This is a genomic window from Ruegeria sp. AB11 (genome assembly GCF_056536325.1).
Window position 1 is genome coordinate 633,431 of the sequence record NZ_JBQFJO010000001.1, and the last position, 21,570, is coordinate 655,000.

The following is a 21,570-nucleotide window of genomic DNA, read 5'->3' on the forward strand; positions in this document are numbered from 1 at the left end:
CGATCATTCAGACATCAAAGGCGGTGCCCAGCGCACCGCCTTTTTTGTATTTCAATTTCCGAAAATGTTGTTCAGCAGATTGTTGATCGCCTTATCCAAGCCGGTCTGTTTCTTACGGCGCTGCTGCTGAGGCTGAGCGGTTCTGACCGGTGGGTCCGGCTCCAGCATCGGCAATGGCGTTGGCGTCATTCCTTCCGTGACGCGCAACATCGTCTCTTTCCAAATTTCCGCCGGTAGACCGCCGCCCGTCACACCCGACAAAGGCGTATTGTCATCATACCCCATCCAAACACCCGCAACGTAATCGGCTGTGAACCCGATGAACCACGCATCCCGCGCGGCCTGAGTCGTTCCGGTTTTGCCCGCCACCTGCCAGCCCGGCAGTTTTGCGCGCCCACCAGTGCCTTCCGAGACCACGCGCTCCATCATCCAAGTCAGTTGCTTGGCAGCTTTGTCGTTGATGACGCGTTCACCGATGCCGGTTGTCGTGACCATGACGGGATCGGACTCACCCAGCAGCTTCAGCTCGGTCAGACCATAGGGTTCGACCGCTGAGCCGCCGTTCAGGATACCGGCATAAGCGCCTGTCATCTCGATCAGCGTGCTTTCCGATGCGCCCAGCGCCAGCGCGAGCCCTTCGGCCAGATCACTTGAAAGCCCGAAACCGCTGGCAACGGTGCGGACATTATCAAGCCCAGAAATATCTGCCACCTTGACCGCCGGGATGTTCAATGAGTTCTTCAGCGCATCCGCTAGAGTCACCCGACCATAGAACTTGTGGGTGTAGTTCTTCGGGCACCACTGGCCCGACCCTGCGATATCCCAGCAGGTCGGTTCGTCCATAACCGTATCCAACGGTGAGTACCGCAGCTCCAACGCTGTCGCATAGACAAATGGCTTGAAAGACGACCCCGTCTGACGCAGAGCCTGCGTGGCTCGGTTGAACGCGCCTGATACTCGGGTCTTGCGTCCACCGACCATACCTCGGACCGCACCATCGGCAGACATCACTACTATGGCGGCCTGTGCCTTGGACCCTTCGCGCACTTTTTCTTGGAAGATGAACTTCAGTGCCTCTTCCGCCGAGGTTTGAATGCGCTGATCCAGCGTGGTCCGGATCACCACGTCCTCTGTTGTGTTACGTGTGAAAAACTCAGGCCCACTGGCCATGACCCAATCCGCAAAATAACCACCTGCTCGGGCGGCGGCGGCTTCAGACAACTGCGCCGGGCGACTGCGTGCTTCGCTTGCCTGCGCACTGCTCAGATAGCCTTGAGCCTCCATTAGCCCAACCACCAACCGTGCCCGGTCCTGCGATCGTTGCAGGTTATTCGTGGGCGCATAGCGAGAAGGTGCCACCAGAAGCCCCGCCAACATTGCGGCCTCGGCGGGAGATACTTCGGCTGCCGAAATGCCGAAATAGCGTTGGCTGGCGGCTTCGAAACCGCGCGCTCCTGCACCGAGGAAGGCCCGGTTCAGATAGATCGTCAGAATTTCATCCTTGGAGTATTTGACCTCCATCGCGATTGCATAAACTGCCTCTTTCGCTTTGCGCCAAAGCGAACCCTGACGGCAATCAGCTTCGTATGCGGCCTCTGTTTCCCACGCGCTGGGATCATATGGGACACCGAGGCAAAGCAGCTTCGCTGTCTGCTGTGTGATGGTCGAGCCACCATGGCCAGACAACGGTCCGCGCCCTTCGCTCAGGTTGATGCGCACCGCGCTCGCGACACCGCGCGGGCTGACACCGAAATGGCGGTAGAACCGCTTATCCTCGGTCGCGATCACGGCATTCTTGAGATGCGGCGAAACTGTATCCGCGGTGATCACGCCACCAAACTGATCGCCGCGCCAGGCAAAGACCTTGCCATCACGGTCCAGCAAGGTCACCGAGCCCTTCGCCCGCCCATCTAACAAGGCATCCACATCCGGTAGCGATGTGTAAACGACACCGACGGCCAGCGCCAACAGCAAGCCAGCCACCGCACCAATCCGCCATGTGACGCCCCAGAACAGACGCCAGAGCCAGCGGAACAGGCGGCGGAAAATGCCACCGCCCTTCCCACCAGAACTGCGCCGCGTTTTCTTCCGGGCCGTCTTGCGCGGGGCGGTTTTTCGGGCAGTCGACTTCTTACCAGCAGGTTTTGCAGCCCGCTTGGTCGCCGCAGGTTTTCGACCTTTGGACGGGTACCTTTTATCTGCGACCAGTCGCGGTTTTCGGCGGTTGGACTCAGTCATGCTCAAACTCTGCTCGGTTATACTTTTGGGGCACCATACCCCGCCGGAACGGCCATGTAGAGGTGTGAATTTCTGGTATTTCCGCTCACTTGTTTGCCCATTTTTTCATCATATAACGCTATTCGTGCAAAAAATGTGCAAATTTGCTGATTATTCCCCCTCATTTCCCCTGTGAGAGCGTTCCTTCAGAGCCTCGAATGCGCATTTTTCTGCAGGTGCAAAATACCCGGCCACCCGGGGTAATAGAGGGGAAAGACGTGAAACTGATCATTGCGACAATCAAACCGTTCAAGCTTGAGGAGGTGCGCGAGGCGCTGACCAATGCAGGCGTGCGCGGCATGATGGTAACTGAGATCAAAGGGTTCGGCTCGCAATCGGGTCACACCGAGATTTATCGCGGCGCAGAATACGCCGTGAATTTCGTACCCAAGATCAAGCTTGAGATCGTGGTGCCCGCCACGATGGCCGACCAGATCATTGAAACCATCACCACCACCGCCAAGACCGGCAAGATCGGCGATGGCAAGATTTTCGTCCTCGATGTCGAGCAAGCCCTGCGCGTGCGGACCGGGGAAACCAACGAAGAGGCGCTTTAAGCGCGCACACTCACAATCATTCGAGGACTGACAATGAACCTGATGAAATCTCTCATCCCTGCCGCCGCGATTGTCGCGTTGCCGCAGATGGGTCTTGCGCAAGAGGCCGCTACCGGCGAGCCCGCGCAACACACCCAATACATCTTCACCACGCTGCTGTTCCTGATGGGCGGCTTTCTGGTGTTCTTTATGGCCGCAGGCTTTGCCATGCTCGAAGGTGGGCTGGTGCGGTCCAAGAACGTTGCTATGCAGATGACCAAGAACATCGCCCTGTTTTCCATTGCTGCGATCATGTACTGGCTGATCGGTTTCAACCTGATGTACCCCGGTGATGGCTGGACCATTTCAGGCTGGCTGGGTCCGTTCTTCTCAACAACCGTGCTTGATCCAGTGGGCGTCGGTGCAGATGCTGCAGCACTCGATTATGCCTCGATCGGGTCGGATTTTTTCTTCCAACTGGTCTTTGTCGCCGCAACCGCCTCGATCGTGTCCGGAGCAGTCGCTGAACGGATCAAGCTTTGGCCTTTCCTTGCCTTCGTTGTTGTTCTGACCGGCATCATGTACCCGATATCGGGCTCGTGGCAGTGGGGCGGTGGCTGGTTGTCCGAAGCTGGCTTCTCGGACTTCGCTGGTTCGACCATCGTGCACTCGGTCGGTGGCTGGGCAGCTCTGGCAGGTGCCCTCATCCTTGGGCCGCGCATTGGCAAGTACAAGGACGGCAAAGTGCACCCGATGCCCGGTTCGAACCTGGCGCTTGCTACCTTGGGTACCTTCATCCTTTGGCTGGGTTGGTTCGGCTTCAACGGTGGCTCGCAGCTGGCTATGGGCACCGTAGGAGATGTCTCGGACGTATCGCGCATCTTTGCCAACACCAACATGGCTGCTGCATCCGGCGCGGTTGCTGCCTTGATCCTGACGCAGCTGCTGTACAAAAAGCCTGACCTTACCATGGTGCTGAACGGCGCGCTGGCCGGTTTGGTTTCGATCACCGCTGAACCCCTGGCCCCAACCCTGTTCGGCGCCCTATGGATCGGTGCCGTTGGTGGTATCATCGTAGTCTTCGCGGTTCCGATGCTGGACAAGTTCAAGATCGACGATGTTGTGGGCGCTATCCCGGTTCATCTGTTCGCTGGCATCTGGGGCACGATCGCCGTGATCTTCTATGGCGAGGCCAGCCTGATCACGCAGCTGATTGGTATCATCGCCTACGGTGTATTCACCTTTGTCGCCGCTCTGATCCTGTGGACCTTACTGAAAGCCACTGTCGGTATCCGCGTCAGCGAAGAAGATGAGATCAACGGTCTCGACATGGCTGAGCTTGGTATGGAGGCCTATCCGGAGTTCTCCAAAGGTTAATAGCCAACCCCATACAAACAAAAAACCCGGGCGTTCGCGCCCGGGTTTTCCATTTTCAAAGACGCGGTTCAGACGCCAACATCAATAATCGCCTGAGCCAGAATCGGCACGGTCGTCGCATTCAATCCCGCGATATTCAGACGGCTGTCACCGACCATGTAGATTCCATGATCCGCGCGCAGTTTCTCAACCAGTTCGGGCGCGGCACCCAGCCGCGAAAACATACCCCGGTGTTGCGCGATAAACCCGAACCGATCCGATCCGCTGAGGCGCTGCAACTCGTCCGCCAGTTGTTGACGCAGGCCCAGCATCGACAAGCGAACTTCTTCCAACTCGGCGGCCCAATCGGCGCGCAGAGCTTCATCATTCAGGATCGTGGTCACAACGCGCGCGCCATGATCGGGTGGGAAAGAGTAGTTTTGGCGATTCAGAAACGCCAGAGAGGATTGGTTCAACGCAGTCTGAGCCGGATCATCACTGATCGCCATCAGCAGACCAGTACGTTCGCGATAGACGCCAAAGTTCTTCGAGCAGGACGCCGCGATGAGGCAGCGTTTCACGGAAGAAGCCACCAGACGCGTCGCCTGCGCATCCTCCTCAAGACCATCGCCAAAGCCTTGATAGGCGATGTCGATCATCGCCACGAGGCTGCGTTCGTTGATCAGGTTCACGACTTCCTGCCACTGCACCATGTTCAGGTTGGCGCCCGTTGGGTTGTGGCAACAGCCATGCAACAGAACCACGTCGCCCGCATTGGCGGTTTTCAGATCTTCGATCATGCCATCGAAATCAACACCACGGGTTTCGCTGTCAAAATAGCGGTATTCGGCGGTTTCAATCCCCAGATAACGCAGGATCGACGGATGGTTCGGCCATGTGGGGTTCGACAGGAAGACACGGGCCGACGGATTAGCCATGCGGATCAGTTCAAACGCCTGACGACAAGCCCCGGTTCCGCCGGGGGTCGCCACGGCAGCAATATTGCCACGTGGCACGGCGTCCCCAAGGATCAGCCCGATCATCGCGTCTGCGTAAGCCGGATCGCCCGCCAACCCGGTATAAGCCTTGCTTTCTTGCTCTTCGAGAATTCGCTTTTCGGCAGCCTTCACTGCACGCATCACCGGTGTGACACCTTCGGCGTTCTTGTACACACCGACACCCAGATCGATCTTTTGATCACGTGGGTCTTCGCGGTACATCTGCATCAGCGCCAGAATCTTGTCAGAGGGTTGCGGTTTGAGGTTCTCGAACATCAGTTCTCTCCGGTTGCGACGGGCAGGGTCGGGAAGGCACCCCATTCAGCCCAGGAGCCGTCATAAAGCGAGTGGTCTTTCTTGCCCATGCGCTCGAGCGCAAGGCTGAGGATCGCTGCGGTCACGCCCGACCCACAGGACGTGATCGCGGGTTTCGACAGGTCCACACCTGCAGCTTCGAATATTGCACGACAGTCTTCGGGTGACTTCATCGTGCCGTTTTTGTTCAGCAGCATTCCAAATGGCACATTGCGAGAACCGGGGATATGGCCCGAACGCAACCCTTCGCGTGGCTCAGCCTCGGCACCAGCGAAACGAGATGCCGAACGGGCATCGATTATCTCGTGATCATGCAGTTTGGCAGCCGCAGAAACCTGCGTGACATCGCGGATCAGATGGTTCTGCACCCGCACGGTCATGTGACGGTCGCGAATAACCGGAGGCAGGTCCTCAATCTCTCGACCTTCGGCCTGCCATTTGGGCAACCCACCATCCAGAACGGCGATGTTTTCCTGCCCCATCAGACGGAACAGCCACCAGACCCGTGCTGCCGACATCAGACCAGCGCCATCATAAACCACTACCTGATGGCCATCGCCCACTCCCATTGCCCGCAAGCGCGACATGAATTTCTCGACCGGAGGTGCCATGTGCGGCAGATCCGAACGATGATCGGAAATCTCATCAATATCGAAAAAACGTGCACCGGGAATGTGGCCCGCGTCATACTCTGCCTTGGCGTCGCGGGCTTGCTGCGGCAGGTACCACGACCCATCCAGTATCCGTAGATCCGGATCTTTGATATGAGCGGCAAGCCATTCGGTAGAAACGAGTGTTTTTGGATCGTCCTGCATCAAAGCCTCCCCTAAGCGAGCTTGGGTTTTCCCTATACTCGGCGCGATGCGGGTTCAAGGCTGGATAGCGCTAGCGCTTCGGTAGCATTGGATTTAACCCGCCCGACGCAGGCGAAAGTACTGAATGATCCCGATCACACTGATGATGATCCAGAAGCCTTCGATCAGCATCGATGCCAGATTGAAGTTCTGCATCAGCGAAAACACGATCAGAACCGAACCGATCAGGTTCACCACCGGAAAGGCCAGATCGTCCGAATTCATCATGCGCATCTGGGTGGCAAAATAAGCTACAACCACGATCAATGCCCCGAAGGAGCCGATCGCATCGACGAATGTCAGGCTGTCAAAGAACGCAGTCACGGTGGTTCGATCCTACTCTAGATTTTCGACCAATTGGGAATAGTGGTGCATGTTCAGGAACGCCGCCCCCTGATCACCAGCGCGGTATCCATGCGGCAAATCAGCAGCGAAGCGCAATCCCTGCCCAGCTTGCAGCGGAATCCACTTGTCCGCGCGCAGAATTTCCAAAACTCCGCTGAGCACAAAGACCTCTTCGGTCACCCCCGCCGCATGGGCTGGCGACTCATGGCTTTGGTTCGGGGACAGCTCAACATGAAATGTCTCGGCTCCCAATGCCGGATCAAAGGGAAAGACAATCTTGACCTCGATACTTCCCGGGAATGTCACGGTACTGAACACATCGGTATCTGCCGTGTCGCGCATTGCGGCGGTGCCAATCAAAGCGCTCAGCGGCAATTGGAAGCCTTTCGCGATTTTCCACAAGGTCGCGATGGTCGGGCTTGATTCGCCGCGCTCGATCTGACCCAACATGGCTTTACTAACCCCGGTCAGTTCGGCCACTTTAGACAGGCTTAACCCCGATGCAGCGCGAACATCCCTTAGTTTCAGCGTTAACTCATCTGATTCCATACCCAAGCCTTGCGATTTGCCTTGTGCGTTATAACGTACATATGATACGTGCGCTATAACGTACACACCCAATATCGCAGCTTGGGCAATAGGGAAACAGCATCATGCCAATGTACCGATCCAGAACCTCCACCCATGGCCGCAACATGGCCGGCGCCCGTGGCCTATGGCGCGCCACCGGGATGGGCGACGACGATTTTGGCAAGCCAATCATAGCGATCGTCAACTCGTTCACTCAATTTGTACCTGGCCACGTGCACCTGAAGGATCTGGGCCAGATGGTTGCTCGCGAGGTTGAGGCCGCAGGCGGCGTCGCTAAAGAGTTCAACACCATCGCGGTGGATGACGGGATCGCCATGGGCCATGACGGGATGCTGTATTCCCTGCCCTCGCGCGAGGTGATCGCGGATTCGGTCGAATACATGGTTAACGCCCATTGCGCGGATGCGATGGTCTGCATCTCGAACTGCGACAAGATCACACCCGGAATGCTGATGGCTGCCATGCGTCTGAACATCCCGGCAATCTTCGTCTCTGGTGGTCCGATGGAAGCCGGCAAAATCGACATCGCCGACCTAGACGCCAAGAAGATCGACCTTGTGGATGCGATGGTCGCTGCTGCTGACGACAAGTTCACTGACGAACAGGTCCAGCATATCGAAGAGAACGCCTGCCCGACCTGCGGTTCGTGCTCGGGTATGTTCACCGCAAACTCGATGAACTGTCTGGCCGAAGCGCTGGGGCTGGCCCTGCCGGGCAACGGCTCGACGCTTGCTACGCACGCGGACCGCAAAGAGCTGTTTCTCGAGGCTGGTCGCCGGATCGTCGAGATCACCAAACGACACTATGATTTGGACGAAAAAGGCTTCTTGCCGCGCGAGATTGCGACGTTTGATGCCTTTGAAAATGCCATGAGCCTCGACATCGCAATGGGTGGCTCGACCAATACCGTGCTGCACCTGCTGGCCATCGCGCATGAGGGTGAAGTTCACTTCACCATGTCCGACATGGATCGGCTCAGCCGCCAAGTGCCCTGTCTGTGCAAGGTCGCGCCAAATATCGAAAATGTGCATATGGAAGACGTCCACCGTGCCGGTGGTATCTTCTCTATCCTCGGCGAACTCAGCCGCGCGGGTCTGTTGCACGAGCACTGCCATACAGTGCATTCGGGTACGATGGGTGAAGCGATTGCCAACTGGGATATCAAGATCGCCAACAACCCGAAGGCGCAGGAACTGTTCAAGGCCGCGCCCGGAGGCGTGCGCACCACGCAGGCCTTCAGCCAATCAAACCGGTTCAAAGAGCTTGATACCGATCGTGAAGGCGGCGTTGTCCGCTCGAAAGAACACGCGTTCAGTCAGGATGGCGGTCTGGCTGTGTTGTTTGGGAATATCGCGCGCGACGGCTGCATCGTTAAGACGGCAGGTGTTGATGAGAATATCCTGAAATTCACCGGCTCTGCTTATGTTTGCGAAAGCCAGGATCAGGCAGTGAACGATATTCTGACCGGTAAGGTCAATGAGGGGGACGTGGTGGTTATCCGTTACGAAGGTCCACGCGGAGGTCCGGGCATGCAAGAAATGCTGTATCCGACTTCGTACCTGAAATCCAAAGGTCTGGGTAAAGCCTGTGCCTTGCTTACCGATGGGCGTTTCTCGGGTGGAACATCGGGGCTGTCGATCGGCCATGTCTCGCCAGAAGCCGCTGAAGGTGGCGAAATCGGTCTGGTACATACCGGCGACAAGATCGAAATAGACATCCCCAACCGCACAATTCATTTGGCAGTCTCTGACGAGGAGCTTGCGGCCCGGCGCGAGGTACAGGACGAAAAAGGCTGGCACCCCGCCAACCCACGCAAACGCAAGGTCTCAACCGCCCTCAAAGCCTATGCAAAACTGGCAACCAGTGCCGCAAAAGGCGCAGTGCGCCAGGTTTGACCTATTTCAAACGTAAGTGCTTCCGCGCCCGCAGCGGAGCATCGGCTGCACCGATAGCCCTTGCGGACTTGGGCCCGGCGCCGCGCCATGCGCGGCGCCGGGCTCAACCAGAGGAAACGTCTCGTGAGAGACGTTGACGATGGGCGGTAGCCTTCTGATTTAGCTCAGTCACCCAGTTTTGCGTGAATCTCGTCCAGATCGATCTCAGCGATCGGCATCTTGTTCGCGGGATTCTCGAAATCGTATTTGAACAGCTCGAAATCCTGCTTGTAGATTTCATAGACCAAGTGCATGGACAGGTCGTCAAAATAGTCTTCGACCGGATGCGCACGCTTTGGCCCATGGCCTTCAGATTCATTGAAGCGTGGAATTTCGGACAGAGTCACCCTATGCGCTGTGTCCAGGTGATCCAGAACATCCTGCATTCCATCATTGAACTTCTCGGTCCAGAAAATGCGATCATATCGGCCACCATTAGCGATCAACGTTGAGACATGACCGGACATGGCGGACCAATGAATGTCTGGATCCATCGGGCGTCGCCAGCGGATCGTATCGCGCGCAAACAGCAGAAACCTGCGGAAACTGGCGATTTGGTCAAACTCACCTTTGCCGTCCTCACCGCCAACCTCAATCCCGTAGTTGTAAATCAACGTCGGCACCAGATTTCCGCGATAGCGTTTACCGTTCCGCTGTATACCGCAGATCTTGTCGAAGAACGAACTTAGGATGCGCGTATATGGATTGCGCACACAGGTAAAAGTGTATGACCCATGCGACTGAACATTCCGCGCAATTGGGTCCTGACTGGCATTAAAAGCCCACTTATGCATCCCATCATTGGCGTCGTGAATATCGCCATCAAAAAACCGGCCATGATCCGAGAAATACATTATCTGCCCAATGGTCGAGCAAGCACATTTTGGCACGACACGATAGACCATGCTCTGACTTTCGGTCATCCATGTACCGGGAAAACCCATCCGCTGTGCCTCCTTAGCCAGTTATCGTATTGATACTCCGGCATATTGGCTCAAAGAACCAAAAATATTCTGTTTATTCAATCGCTCATCCTCAGTATCACGGTTGCAAACGGCAGAAACGGGGAAATACGAATATAGAATGGCAAAGATTGCCTTTATCTTGCTGTGTCACAAAGATCCGGACGCGATCATCGCGCAGGCCGGTCAGCTGACGGCTGCCGGTGATTGCATGGCGATCCATTTTGATGCCCGTGCCAGCGACACAGATTATGCGCGAATCCGCGAGGCCCTAAGCGACAACCCTAATGTCACCTTTTCGAAGAAGCGCATTAAATGCGGATGGGGTGAATGGTCCCTGGTACAGGCTACGCTGCATGCGCTTCAGTCGGCTGTAGAGCAGTTCCCCAGGGCCACCCATTTCTACATGCTGTCTGGCGATTGCATGGCCATCAAGACCGCTGAATATGTGCACGGTTTCCTTGATGATCGCGATGTGGATTTCATCGAGAGCCACGATTTTTTCGCAAGCAACTGGATCAAGACCGGGATGAAAGAAGACCGGCTGATCTATCGCCATTACTTTAACGAACGTAATCAACCGCGCCTCTTCTACACCGCTTACGAGATGCAAAAACGGTTTGGCCTCACTCGCGACATACCGTCAGACCTTCAGATCATGATTGGCAGTCAATGGTGGTGTCTTCGCCGTCGTACTGTCGAGATGATTCTCGAATTCCTGCAACAACGCCTGGACGTGCTTCGGTTCTTCAAGACAACGTGGATTCCGGATGAGACGTTCTTTCAAACTCTCGTTCGCCATCTGATATCAAAGCTCGAGATCGAGAACCGAACGCTGACATTTCTAATGTTCTCCGACTACGGCATGCCCGTTAGTTTCTACAACGATCACTATGACATGCTGCTGGGTCAGGATTACCTCTTCGCACGCAAGATCAGCCCAGAAGCCCATGAGCTGAAGGAACGGTTGGGGCAGTTATATGCCAGCGAAGGGGTCGCGTTTGGTATTTCTGGGGAAGGGCGCAAACTGTATCAATTTTTGACCAGCCGTGGGCGCGTCGGACGACGGTACACACAACGGTTCTGGGAAGCGGGAAACACCCTGGGAACCGATCGCGAAATATACTTGATTGTCTGCAAAAAATGGCACGTTGCCAAACGATTGGTTGATCAGATTGCCTCGGAAACCAGCATTCCCTGCATTGAATACATATACGATGAGCAAGACACTCCGCTTCCCGATCTAGGTGGCATCGAGACGACATTGACCAAACGCTCCCGACATCGTCGCGCAGTCGCGAAATTGCTGTTCGAACATTTCGACGGCGACAAACTGATCTTATGCGTTGATCCTGCGAACTTAGACGTCATTCAGGACTTTGGTGGGGATCAAGTCCAGACGCGTGTTCTGGAAATCGAATGCGATTATTCCGACGAATACCTTGCTGGTCACGCCTTGCGTGTCGGGTTGGCTGGTCAGAACAGCTCGGCCGAGTCAATGGCGCGATTGCTTCCGACGTTGCGGAACGCACTTGCCTATGAATCTGAGCAGATCCGCTACTCCAAAAACGATGGTTTGTTTCATTTGCGCGAAACTGCTGATCGCTTGGTCAACGAAGAGGCAATAGCCGAGTTTCTGAACCTAACGGAGGCCCAGGCCAAATCGATTATGCATTTGGATTACCTTTTCGCGGATTGATTTCCGGCGGCGTATATTAACACCGCCGGAAATACTTAAGATCAAGACCCGCCAATCAGATGTCGAATTTGACACCCTGCGCCAACGGCAACTCGGCTGAATAGTTCACCGTGTTGGTCTGACGGCGCATATAGGCTTTCCAGGCATCCGAACCGCTTTCGCGCCCACCACCAGTTTCCTTTTCACCGCCAAACGCGCCTCCGATCTCGGCACCGGACGGGCCGATATTGACGTTTGCAATGCCACAATCCGAGCCAGCTGCGGTCAGGAACTGTTCTGCCTCACGCATGTTTAACGTGAAGACACAGGATGACAGGCCTTGGGGCACATCGTTTTGGATCTCGATCGCCTCGGCGAAATCATCATAACCCATGACATACAGGATCGGAGCGAAGGTTTCTGTCTTTACAGTTGCTGTCTGGCTGGGCATTTCAACAATGGCGGGTTCCATGTAGACGCCACTGGGCATTCCCTCGGTTACTCGCTTGCCACCAAAGACCGTTCCACCCTCGGCTTCCGCCCTCCTAAGCGCTCCGGTCATTGCGTCGCCGGAGGCTTCATCGACAAGCGGACCTATCAATATACCTTCCGCCAGCGGGTCGCCAATTGGCAGGCCCGAGTAAGCTTTCTTGAGGCGCGCAACAAGCTCTTCACGGATCGAGTTGTGCACGATCAGACGGCGTAGCGTGGTGCAGCGTTGACCCGCCGTCCCGACGGCTGAAAACACGATCGCCCGGACCGCCATTTCCAGATCGGCCGAGGGACCGACGATCATCGCATTGTTGCCACCGAGCTCCAGAATGCATTTACCAAAGCGCTGCGCCACGATCGGAGCAACCGCACGGCCCATTCGGGTGGAGCCGGTGGCCGAGATTACCGGCACATCCTCGCTCGCGACCAGAGCTTCACCCAGCGCGGCACCTCCGATCAAGGTTTGCAGCAGGCCGTCAGGCGCATCCCCGAAGCGGGCCAATGCGCGCTCGAAGATTTTCTGACAGGCCATCGCGGTCAGAGGCGTTTTCTCCGAGGGCTTCCAGATCACGGGATCGCCACACACCAGCGCCAACGCCGCATTCCATGACCAGACCGCAACCGGGAAGTTGAAGGCCGAGATCACACCCACTGGTCCTGCAGGATGCCAAGTTTCCATCATCCGATGGCCTGATCGTTCCGATGCAATCGTAAGACCGTAGAGCTGTCGGGACAGACCAACGGCAAAGTCGCAGATATCGATCATCTCCTGCACTTCGCCCAATCCTTCCGAGGTGATCTTACCGGCCTCCCAGCTAACCAGCGCGCCCAGATCATCTTTGGCCGCACGCAACTCTTCGCCCAGAAGGCGGATCAGTTCTCCGCGGCGCGGGGCAGGCACAACCCGCCATGCTTTGAACGCTTCCTTCGAGCGCGCAAATACGGAGTTCATCTCGGACAGAGGCGTTTCGTGCACTTCAGCCAGCACACTTCCATCTATTGGAGAAGTCACGCGCAGCGATCCACCAGTCAGCTCTGCCGCCGTCAGGTCCAGTTTCGCAAGAGTAGCTTCAGCAGTCATTACAACATCTTTCATATCTCAGGCCGCCTTGTTCTGTTCGGTGACATCGCCGGCGCGATAGAGCCGACCAAATTCTGTGTTCAGGAAATCGGCAAGCTTTACCTGCTCCTGCCGGACAAAACCCTTGGACGGCAAAGCACCCGTCCGCATCAGATCGACGACACCCAGCACACCTGCTGCGGTGGTGATCTGAATCGCACTCCAGATTTGCCCATTAATGGTGCGGGCAAAGGATTTGTTGATCAGGGACTTCTCGCGCAGGGAACCATCAATCATTCCCTTGGCAGTGCAATAGACCAGCACTACATCCTGATCGGTGCGCGGCAGAGCGGTTTCAAAGATCTCTTTCAACAGATCGCGCCGACGCTCTAATCCCAAATCACTTAGCAACAATCGAAGAATATCCCGATGTCCCGGATATCGGATCGACCGATAGGACACAGCCCGCGCTTTACCTTCAAGCGTTTCGGGCAGCGTGCCCAGCCCACCGGACGTGTTGAAGCATTCATACTCCACACCATCATGGCCGATCAGTTCATAATCTTCGAGTGGCGCTGTCTTAACCCGCTCGCCGTTCACAATGGCATCGCAAGGGTTACAATACTCATTTATCAATCCGTCAGTGGACCACGTCAGGTTATATTTCAATGCATTGGTCGGAAACAGCGGCAGTGCCCCAACCCGCATATGTAAGCTTTCCAACTCATCGAATTCCGAAGCCAGCGCGGCGCCAGCGATACCGACAAATCCGGGTGCCAATCCGCATTGCGGCATGAATGCTGTGTCACTGTTCTGCGAAAGTTGGCGTACCGCATTGGTCGCTTCAACATCTTCTGTCAGATCAAAGTAATGGGCTCCGACTGCTTTTGCTGCACCGGCAATTGCTGGCGTCAGGAAAAACGGAGCTGCCGAAATAATAGCATCAAACCCCCTGAGCCCCCGCTCTAGGCTTGCACTGTCACGGGCATCGATCTGCCGCGTTAATATCCCGCGCTTGTTGAATACAGACAATGCCGAGAGATCATGATCGGCAACAGTTACCGAGTAATGCGCCGAGGATTTCAACAAGGTCGCGATCATCTGACCGATCTTCCCCGCCCCGACTACGCAAATATTCCAGCTCAAAACGCGCCTCCATACTGTATTTCTTTCGATTATGAGGGGCGAATTGTTCGGAATGCAGATCATGTCTTGACGAAATGAGGCAGATACCCGTCATATCGTCATATGTTATGTCAATTTGCTGGGCTACATCTTCAAATTCGCACTCAAATATTGTCGAATTCACAATCGTTTCAGCGATCCTTTGAAGTGAGAGTGCTATCAGGTATGAGAGGACCATTGTCGGCTACACAACGCAGACAAACGCGGTTCGCCCAAGCATATAGGTGCCCTTCAATGAGATCTCTCCGTGTCCTGCTTACCTGTTTCGCATGCCTGCTCTCATGCGGAGCTCTGGCGCAATCCGCTGAGGCACCTGCCGCTGAGATTTCTCTGGAGCTCAATGCCTTGGGAGACGTTAGTGGTGCCTGTAGATTAACTTTCCTGGTGACCAACCAATCCGGAACCAGCATTGATGAGGCAATATTTGAGACGGTGATATTCGACAATGAAGGGAGTGTTGTAACCCTTTCACTTTTTGATTTTCGAGACTTACCCTTGGATCGCCCGCGTGTCCGTCAGTTTGACCTGCCAGGGATGTCTTGCACGTCTGTTGGGCGAGCATTGATCAATGGCGCGAGTTCATGCGTGATAAACGGATCTCAGAGCGACGTCTGTCAATCGACCCTAACGCTCAGCAGCCGAGTTGAAGTGGAGTTACTTGGATGAATATTCTCTCTTCTCTTCGGGAAATCCTAGCCCTTGGCGGGCCCGTAGTGGCTATCCTTATTGTCATGTCGATCCTGACCGTCGCGGTCAGTATATACAAGCTGTGGCAGTTTGCAGCCTGTGGCGTGGGACGGCACAAGGTGCTGTCCCAAGCACTGCAAGCCTGGGATGCTGGGGATCGGGCCACTGCACGCACACGCCTCGCACAAAGCAGCAGCTATCTTGCACCGCTTGTCGAAGCCGCAATGGACGCGCCGGACACTCCCGATCTGGACGCCCGGTTGGATGCCGAAGCCGGGTTGGCACTTGCCGGGCTTGAGCGGGGGTTTCGACTTTTAGACACGGTTGCCCAGCTTGCCCCGCTGCTTGGGTTGTTCGGGACAGTTTTGGGAATGATCAATGCGTTCCAAAGCCTTCAGTCGGCCGGGTCTTCTGTCGATCCCTCATTGCTGGCAGGCGGCATCTGGGTTGCCCTGGTAACCACAGCTGTTGGCCTTGCGGTGGCGATGCCAACCTCGATGGTCTTGTCCTGGTTTGAAAGCCGAACTGCCCGGGAACGGGTGTTTGCGGACAAAGCACTGCGCACGGTTCTGGTCCCAAACCATTCGAACCGGCCCGCCACTAGGGCGACCGAGACTCTGAACGCTGAACATGCGTAACACGGCACCCTTTGTCAGACGACCGATGTCGATGACGCCGCTCATCGATGTCATCTTCTTGCTGTTGCTGTTCTTCATGTTGTCTTCAACTTTCTCAAAGTTCGCGGAAATCGAAATCAGCAGCGCAACCTCAGGAGCATCGGCCTCGGCTGAGCCAGTGGAGAGAATTTTCATCCAGATCGGTGCAGAGCGCGTGACTTTGAACGGCGAAACGCTGACGCTGGATGACCTGTCTGCAAGGATCGGGACAGGTCAGGCTCTGGTAAGCCTTGATGCCGATACGTCCGCGCAACGACTTGTGGATTTGCTGGTTATTTTGCGTGGCCGCGATGGCTTGACCGTCACGGTGTTGGAGTAGACCGATGATCCGCTTTGGTCGCCCAAGCAGCAAACGAGACTCGACCATCCCTCTGATCAACGTCGTCTTTCTGATGCTGATCTTCTTTCTGATTGCAGGCACCCTGGCACCACCGCTTGATCCCGAACTTCAGCTTGTCGACACATCGGAACTCGAAGGCCGCGATCCTCCCGATGCGCTTGTCTTAAACGCTGATGGCATCCTCAGCTTTCGCGGAGTGCAAACCGACCCTGAGGCTTTCATGGCCAGCCATGATGACGGACCGGTCAGGATTGTCCCCGACCGCAATGTTTCAGGCCAACGGTTGATGGAGTTAACCGGTGCCCTTCGACGGTATGGCGCGCCGTCTGTGTTCCTCGTGACCCAGCAGGCGTTAAAATGATCCGGAAGTCAGCAGCCGTCGCTGCGTTGGCGGGTGCGCTTTCGCTTGTCCTGCACATCCTCGGTATCAGTTTCTACGGACCCAGTTTGCCACAACTGCGATCCAAGGAGGAATCGGTCAGCTTGATCGAGCTTGGCAACACATTCGAAGAATTCACCGAAGACACAACGGACCCGGTGCAACCGGAATCTGCTGAACCACCCGAGCCTCCGGTTGAAGATACTATTAGGCCCGATACTGCCGACATCCCGATCAGCGAAACACTCGTCGCCTCCCCCGATCCTCAGCAGGTATCTTCACCCGATGTCGGAGCGCCCGTCGCCCCACAATCAGAATTGCAGGAAGGGGTGCCGACCGAACCGGTCGCCCCGTCCAGCGCCGAACCAGCCGCAGACGCGGTGACTACCGCAACACCCCCGGCGCCCGAGCGCTTGGCAGCGCTACCACCCACAGACGCCCCAACTGCTCCGGTCCCTCCACTGGAGAGTGCGGCAGTCGAACCGGAAATCCCAAGTTCCGTCGATGAGCCAACAACAGAGCTGCCGGAAGAACAAACCGGGGCTTCCGATCAGGCTGTATCTGTCTCCAAGCGTCCCCGCCTTCCGGACAGAAGGCCCGCAACGGATACTCCAAGATCGCTCGATGGATTCAGTAACTTCGACAATTTGCGCAACCCTTCGCGGACAGTAGAGTCGCCCTTAAGCCTGTATCAAAAAGAAGGGGCTGACCCGTTCCGAACCAGCAGTGGCAGAAATCAATCCTCAGGCCGCGGCGCAGGAAACTCCGACACTACGAACTATGCCGGACAGATTTTGGTCCATCTAAATCAGACACCCGTCGTCTATGTCCCAGTCCGAGGATTTGCGCAGGTATTCTTCGAAATTAATCCTGATGGATCACTGGCTTGGGTCGACATCGTCGACAGCTCAGGCTCACCCGAGATCGAACGCGCCGCCAGAGATCAAGTCATCCGCGCCGCCCCATTTCCTCGCCCACCAAGCGGTTCAAGCCGCAGGCTATCATTCTATTACCAGAATAGTTGAGATCAGAGACAGCGGCTCAGTTGCATAGCTATTCGTTAACTCCAAGAGACTTATAGCTTGGAGTGCTTTAAACTATTGAACCGTGTGATGAAAAATAGTCTGAGCGGGTTGTTTGGAATTTGGTTTCGGGAGTAGGATTTGAACCTCTGACCTTCAGGTTATGAGATAGCTTACGCCCACCTGCACCAGCTACGCTTGAAAACGCTGCTTTACCCTATCTTATTGGAATCGTTTCTTTATCATTGACGACCGGCACGCTCCATTCCTACCTCTTACGCCATGAACCGCTTCCAGTTGCTTCCACAATGCTTCCATGGCAACTTCGTCCCATTTGCTTCCACAGTGCTTCCAGTTGTGATGGCATAAATGCAAGAAGCCTCGCGAGTTGCGAGGCTAAGTGCTTGATATCTGACGCTTTAGTTTGGTTGCGGGAGTAGGATTTGAACCTACGACCTTCAGGTTATGAGCCTGACGAGCTACCGGGCTGCTCCATCCCGCGTCAGAGTCAGATTTGTATCATCGTGTTAGAGAGAAGGGGGATTTTACTAGGTTTGGCGGTGACCTACTCTCCCGGGGCTTAAGCCCAAGTACCATTGGCGCGGCAGTGCTTAACTTCCGGGTTCGGGATGGGACCGGGTGTTTCACTTGCGCTATGACCACCAAACCGAGGAAAATCCCCATCGCTCTTTTTGCAGTGCAAAAAGGCGACGCGCGGCAGGCAGCGTATTCGCGAAGCGAATGCGCGTTGCCGCACGGTTGTTATGTCACCCCTTACGGGGTTTCACATCAATCAACGTTGTCCAACTCAAGGTCGGTGTATGCTTCTGGTTTGATTTTGTCTTTCCATTACTGGATCAAATCAAGCCTATCGGGCGATTAGTACCGGTCAACTGAACGCATTACTGCGCTTACATCTCCGGCCTATTGACGTGGTGGTCTTCCACGGCCCTCAGGGAGACCTTGTTTTGAGGGGGGCTTCCCGCTTAGATGCCTTCAGCGGTTATCCTGTCCGATCATAGCTACCCAGCACTGCCGTTGGCACGACAACTGGTCCACCAGTGGATCGTTCACCCCGGTCCTCTCGTACTAGGGGCAACTCCTCTCAAGTCTCCTACACCCACGGCAGATAGGGACCGAACTGTCTCACGACGTTCTAAACCCAGCTCACGTACCTCTTTAAACGGCGAACAGCCGTACCCTTGGGACCTGCTCCAGCCCCAGGATGAGATGAGCCGACATCGAGGTGCCAAACACTGCCGTCGATATGGACTCTTGGGCAGTATCAGCCTGTTATCCCCGGCGTACCTTTTATCCGTTGAGCGATGGCCCTTCCACTCGGGACCACCGGATCACTATGGCCGTCTTTCGACTCTGCTCGACTTGTCAGTCTTGCAGTCAGGCTGGCTTCTGCCATTGCACTCAACGAGCGATTTCCGACCGCTCTGAGCCAACCTTCGCGCGCCTCCGTTACGCTTTAGGAGGCGACCGCCCCAGTCAAACTACCCGCCACGCAGGGTCCCGGATCCGGATAACGGACCGCGGTTAGACATCAAGAGTGCGAAGGGTGGTATCTCAAGGGAGGCTCCACGGATACTTGCGTTTCCGCTTCAAAGCCTACCACCTATCCTGCACATCACAATCCTGATGCCAGTGCGAAGCTGTAGTAAAGGTGCACGGGGTCTTTCCGTCTAACCGCGGGAAGCCTGCATCTTGACAGGCAATTCAATTTCGCTGAGTCGATGTTGGAGACAGCGGGGAAGTCGTTACGCCATTCGTGCAGGTCGGAACTTACCCGACAAGGAATTTCGCTACCTTAGGACCGTTATAGTTACGGCCGCCGTTTACCCGGCTTCAATTCAAGGCTCTCACCTCTCCTTTTAACCTTCAGGCACCGGGCAGGCGTCAGACCCTATACGTCGTCTTGCGACTTCGCAGAGCCCTGTGTTTTTAATAAACAGTCGCCACCCCCTGGTTTGTGCCCCCAGCCCCTAGTTGCCTAGGAACCGGGCCTCCTTCTCGCGAACTTACGGAGGTATTTTGCCGAGTTCCTTCAACATCGTTCTCTCAAGCGCCTTGGTATGCTCTACCAGTCCACCTGTGTCGGTTTAGGGTACGGTCTGATGGAGGGCTATTTCCGGGAACCACTCAGCAGCCCAATCAATCCGATAAGATTGAACTACACCTGTGATCCGTCACATCCTCCTGGCCTAGGAATATTAACCTAGTTCCCATCGCCTACGCCTTTCGGCCTCGGCTTAGGGGCCGGCTTACCCTGCTCAGATTAGCTTTAAGCAGGAACCCTTGGACTTTCGGCGAGTGTCTCTCACACTCTTTGTCGCTACTCATGTCATCATTCTCACTAGTGATCTCTCCACCGGATGGCTCACGCCCCGGCTTCATCGAAAGAACCTATGTCTGCGCTACCGCCTATTCGGCTACTTGAGCGCGATTACTCGCGCCGCATAACCGGCGGCAATATAGACAAGGTTCTATGTCACACTACGCTCTGCTACCGATGCTTACGCATCCCTAGACTTCGGCTCATGGCTTGAGCCCCGTTACATCTTCGCCGCAGGACAACTTATTTAGACCAGTGAGCTGTTACGCTATCTTTAAAGGATGGCTGCTTCTAAGCCAACCTCCTGGTTGTTTTGGTCGTCCCACCTGCTTTCCCACTTAGCCATGAATTGGGGGCCTTAGTCGTAGGTCAGGGTTGTTTCCCTCTCCACTACGGACGTTAGCATCCGCAGTGTGTCTGCCATCTAGTACTCCCGGGTATTCGGAGTTTGGTTAGGATCAGTAAGCCTGTGGGGCCCCATTACCCATCCAGTGCTCTACCCCGGGGTATTCGGATGACGCTCTACCTAAATAGATTTCGCAGAGAACCAGCTATCTCCGAGTTTGATTGGCCTTTCACCCCTAGGCACAGCTCATCCCGATCCTTTTCAACGGATGTGGGTTCGGTCCTCCAGTAAGTGTTACCTTACCTTCAACCTGGCCATGCCTAGATCACTCGGTTTCGGGTCTGATCCCACGAACTCATTCGCCCTATTAAGACTCGCTTTCGCTACGCCTACACCTAACGGCTTAAGCTTGCTCGTGAGACCAAGTCGATGACCCATTATACAAAAGGTACGCCGTCAGCTCGCAAGGAGCCTCCGACTGATTGTAGGCGTTCGGTTTCAGGTACTGTTTCACTCCCCTCGTCGGGGTGCTTTTCACCTTTCCCTCACGGTACTGGTTCGCTATCGGTCAGCAAGGAGTACTTAGCCTTCGAAGGTGGTCCTCCGATCTTCAGACAGAATTTCACGTGTTCCGCCCTACTTAATACGTCCATCAAAGCTTCCTATACGGGGCTGTCACCCGCTATGGCCACGCTTCCCAACGTGTTCTAGTCACTTATCTGGCTCGGCTGGTCCCCGTTCGCTCGCCGCTACTAGGGAGTATCAATTGATTTCCTTTCCTCCGGGTACTTAGATGTTTCAGTTCCCCGGGTTTGCTCTTAAAACCCTATGTATTCAGGTCTTAAGTACCTGTTTAAACCCCATATTGAGTATCAAAGATAACAATATGAAGCTTTCAGGTGGGTTGCCCCATTCAGAGATCCATGGATCAAAGCTTATTCTCAGCTCCCCATGGCTTATCGCAGAGTATCACGTCTTTCATCGCCTCTTGCTGCCAAGGCATTCACCAAACGCCCTTCTCGCGCTTGATTTGATCCAGAAGAGAAAGACTTAATCTTTGCGCTACCGCCTATTCGGCTACTTGAGCGCATGAACTCTTTCGGCCTTCGGCCTTCACAGTTCGATTAGATCGATCGTGATCACCCAGCTGGTAACTAAAGGTGATCGTTCTTCTGAACCAAAACATACATTTCCC

At 55.4% G+C, this 21,570-nt stretch carries 16 protein-coding genes, 1 tRNA gene and 2 rRNA genes; 8 read left to right on the plus strand and 11 right to left on the minus strand.

Translation table 11 applies throughout. The features are described 5' to 3' along the window. Positions 1 to 51: 51 nt before the first annotated feature. The gene (locus tag ACR3EJ_RS03345) at positions 52 to 2,238 is read right to left on the minus strand and encodes a PBP1A family penicillin-binding protein (RefSeq protein ID WP_170546830.1); all 2,187 of its coding nucleotides are present in this window, start codon (positions 2,236 to 2,238) and stop codon (positions 52 to 54) included. Between the two features lie 257 nt (positions 2,239 to 2,495). Here ACR3EJ_RS03345 and ACR3EJ_RS03350 point away from each other — a divergent pair, with 257 nt between their 5' ends. Both ACR3EJ_RS03350 and ACR3EJ_RS03355 read left to right on the plus strand, forming a co-directional pair. Then, positions 2,496 to 2,834 carry a P-II family nitrogen regulator gene (locus tag ACR3EJ_RS03350; RefSeq protein ID WP_010438740.1) on the plus strand — a complete coding sequence of 113 codons (339 nt, stop codon included), beginning with the start codon at positions 2,496 to 2,498 and terminating at the stop codon, positions 2,832 to 2,834. Between the two features lie 33 nt (positions 2,835 to 2,867). After that, complete coding sequence (locus ACR3EJ_RS03355; RefSeq protein ID WP_170546835.1) at positions 2,868 to 4,190, plus strand: ammonium transporter; 1,323 nt, start codon at positions 2,868 to 2,870, stop codon at positions 4,188 to 4,190. Positions 4,191 to 4,258: 68 nt separating this feature from the next. Here ACR3EJ_RS03355 and ACR3EJ_RS03360 read toward each other — a convergent pair whose 3' ends face one another. The 4 genes from ACR3EJ_RS03360 to ACR3EJ_RS03375 form a co-directional block, all read right to left on the minus strand. Continuing rightward, positions 4,259 to 5,443 (minus strand): amino acid aminotransferase, encoded by a 1,185-nt coding sequence (locus ACR3EJ_RS03360; protein ID WP_170546838.1) that lies wholly within the window; start codon positions 5,441 to 5,443, stop codon positions 4,259 to 4,261. Continuing rightward, on the minus strand, positions 5,443 to 6,297 hold the full coding sequence (gene sseA, locus ACR3EJ_RS03365) for a 3-mercaptopyruvate sulfurtransferase (RefSeq protein WP_170546841.1): 855 nt from the start codon (positions 6,295 to 6,297) through the stop codon (positions 5,443 to 5,445). The genes ACR3EJ_RS03360 and sseA overlap by 1 nt, the downstream gene beginning before the upstream one ends. Before the next feature lie 93 nt (positions 6,298 to 6,390). Further along, complete coding sequence (locus tag ACR3EJ_RS03370; RefSeq protein ID WP_170546844.1) at positions 6,391 to 6,660, minus strand: CBU_0592 family membrane protein; 270 nt, start codon at positions 6,658 to 6,660, stop codon at positions 6,391 to 6,393. 12 nt (positions 6,661 to 6,672) lie between these two features. After that, positions 6,673 to 7,230 carry a helix-turn-helix domain-containing protein gene (locus tag ACR3EJ_RS03375; RefSeq protein WP_170546847.1) on the minus strand — a complete coding sequence of 186 codons (558 nt, stop codon included), beginning with the start codon at positions 7,228 to 7,230 and terminating at the stop codon, positions 6,673 to 6,675. Positions 7,231 to 7,334: 104 nt separating this feature from the next. On the opposite strand from ACR3EJ_RS03375, the gene ilvD reads away from it, so the two are divergent. After that, on the plus strand, positions 7,335 to 9,167 hold the full coding sequence (ilvD, locus tag ACR3EJ_RS03380) for a dihydroxy-acid dehydratase (RefSeq protein ID WP_170546850.1): 1,833 nt from the start codon (positions 7,335 to 7,337) through the stop codon (positions 9,165 to 9,167). Positions 9,168 to 9,331: 164 nt separating this feature from the next. Here the strand turns inward: ilvD and ACR3EJ_RS03385 are convergent, their stop codons facing one another. Further along, a complete protein-coding gene (locus ACR3EJ_RS03385) occupies positions 9,332 to 10,150 on the minus strand; it encodes a sulfotransferase family protein (protein WP_170546853.1) in 819 nt (272 codons plus the stop codon). A gap of 139 nt (positions 10,151 to 10,289) precedes the next feature. Here ACR3EJ_RS03385 and ACR3EJ_RS03390 point away from each other — a divergent pair, with 139 nt between their 5' ends. Continuing rightward, positions 10,290 to 11,867, plus strand: a complete 1,578-nt coding sequence (locus tag ACR3EJ_RS03390) for a DUF5928 domain-containing protein (protein ID WP_170546856.1) — start codon at positions 10,290 to 10,292, stop codon at positions 11,865 to 11,867. A gap of 55 nt (positions 11,868 to 11,922) precedes the next feature. Here the strand turns inward: ACR3EJ_RS03390 and amaB are convergent, their stop codons facing one another. Then, positions 11,923 to 13,419: an L-piperidine-6-carboxylate dehydrogenase gene (gene amaB, locus ACR3EJ_RS03395; protein WP_170546860.1), complete on the minus strand. Its 1,497-nt coding sequence runs from the start codon at positions 13,417 to 13,419 to the stop codon at positions 11,923 to 11,925. A gap of 18 nt (positions 13,420 to 13,437) precedes the next feature. After that, on the minus strand, positions 13,438 to 14,544 hold the full coding sequence (locus ACR3EJ_RS03400; RefSeq protein WP_170546865.1) for a saccharopine dehydrogenase NADP-binding domain-containing protein: 1,107 nt from the start codon (positions 14,542 to 14,544) through the stop codon (positions 13,438 to 13,440). A 701-nt stretch (positions 14,545 to 15,245) separates the two neighbouring features. Between ACR3EJ_RS03400 and ACR3EJ_RS03405 the strand changes: the two genes are divergently transcribed. The 4 genes from ACR3EJ_RS03405 to ACR3EJ_RS03420 are packed head-to-tail and all read left to right on the plus strand — an operon-like array spanning position 15,246 to position 17,691. After that, positions 15,246 to 15,908, plus strand: coding sequence for a MotA/TolQ/ExbB proton channel family protein (locus ACR3EJ_RS03405; RefSeq protein WP_170546868.1), 663 nt, complete (start codon positions 15,246 to 15,248; stop codon positions 15,906 to 15,908). A gap of 31 nt (positions 15,909 to 15,939) precedes the next feature. Next, positions 15,940 to 16,266 carry a biopolymer transporter ExbD gene (locus tag ACR3EJ_RS03410; RefSeq protein ID WP_029621714.1) on the plus strand — a complete coding sequence of 109 codons (327 nt, stop codon included), beginning with the start codon at positions 15,940 to 15,942 and terminating at the stop codon, positions 16,264 to 16,266. 4 nt (positions 16,267 to 16,270) lie between these two features. Beyond that, on the plus strand, positions 16,271 to 16,648 hold the full coding sequence (locus ACR3EJ_RS03415; RefSeq protein WP_170546871.1) for an ExbD/TolR family protein: 378 nt from the start codon (positions 16,271 to 16,273) through the stop codon (positions 16,646 to 16,648). Further along, a complete protein-coding gene (locus ACR3EJ_RS03420) occupies positions 16,645 to 17,691 on the plus strand; it encodes an energy transducer TonB family protein (protein ID WP_170546875.1) in 1,047 nt (348 codons plus the stop codon). The genes ACR3EJ_RS03415 and ACR3EJ_RS03420 overlap by 4 nt, the downstream gene beginning before the upstream one ends. Before the next feature lie 422 nt (positions 17,692 to 18,113). Here ACR3EJ_RS03420 and ACR3EJ_RS03425 read toward each other — a convergent pair. The 3 genes from ACR3EJ_RS03425 to ACR3EJ_RS03435 all read right to left on the minus strand — a co-directional run bounded on the left by ACR3EJ_RS03425 (position 18,114) and on the right by ACR3EJ_RS03435 (position 21,406). After that, positions 18,114 to 18,190, minus strand: a tRNA-Met gene (locus ACR3EJ_RS03425). Positions 18,191 to 18,240: 50 nt separating this feature from the next. Beyond that, a 5S ribosomal RNA gene (gene rrf / locus ACR3EJ_RS03430) occupies positions 18,241 to 18,355 on the minus strand. A 191-nt stretch (positions 18,356 to 18,546) separates the two neighbouring features. After that, positions 18,547 to 21,406: ribosomal RNA gene (locus tag ACR3EJ_RS03435) — 23S ribosomal RNA — on the minus strand. Positions 21,407 to 21,570 lie beyond the last annotated feature (164 nt).